Source organism: Cupriavidus sp. GW821-FHT07C08, from assembly GCF_059419025.1.
The window spans coordinates 1-901 of the sequence record NZ_JBWKQZ010000089.1 but is presented as its reverse complement, the minus strand read 5'-3'; the positions used below and the strand labels follow the sequence as shown (position 1 = coordinate 901).

Here is a 901-nt window from a genome sequence, read left to right as displayed (position 1 = left end):
CAGATGGACGGCGCCATCCTGGTTTGCTCGGCCGCTGACGGCCCGATGCCGCAAACGCGCGAGCACATCCTGCTGGCCCGTCAGGTTGGCGTGCCTTACATCATCGTGTTCCTGAACAAGTGCGACATGGTGGACGACGCTGAACTGCTCGAGCTGGTCGAGATGGAAGTTCGCGAGCTGCTGAGCAAGTACGAGTTCCCCGGCGACGACACCCCGATCATCAAGGGTTCGGCCAAGCTGGCGCTGGAAGGCGACAAGGGCGAGCTGGGCGAAGTGGCCATCATGAACCTGGCCGACGCACTGGACACCTACATCCCGACGCCGGAGCGTGCCGTTGACGGTACCTTCCTGATGCCGGTGGAAGACGTGTTCTCGATCTCGGGTCGCGGCACCGTGGTGACCGGCCGTATCGAGCGCGGCGTGGTGAAGGTCGGTGAGGAAATCGAAATCGTCGGTATCAAGCCGACGGTGAAGACCACCTGCACCGGCGTGGAAATGTTCCGCAAGCTGCTGGACCAGGGTCAAGCCGGCGACAACGTTGGCCTGCTGCTGCGCGGCACCAAGCGTGAAGACGTCGAGCGCGGCCAGGTGCTGTGCAAGCCGGGTTCGATCAAGCCGCACACCCACTTCACCGGCGAGGTGTACATCCTGTCGAAGGACGAAGGCGGCCGTCACACCCCGTTCTTCAACAACTACCGCCCGCAGTTCTACTTCCGTACCACCGACGTGACCGGCTCGATCGAGCTGCCGAAGGACAAGGAAATGGTCATGCCGGGTGACAACGTGTCGATCACCGTCAAGCTGATCGCCCCGATCGCCATGGAAGAAGGCCTGCGCTTCGCTATCCGTGAAGGCGGCCGTACCGTCGGCGCCGGCGTCGTGGCAAAGATCCTCGACTAAG

Annotated in this window: 1 protein-coding gene; it reads left to right on the top strand. The window is 62.9% G+C overall.

Translation table 11 applies throughout. The features are described from left to right. Positions 1-900 (top strand): elongation factor Tu (gene tuf / locus AC07UK_RS38825; RefSeq protein WP_494688360.1); only part of this gene is annotated, 900 nt, incomplete at its 5' end. Position 901 lies beyond the last annotated feature (1 nt).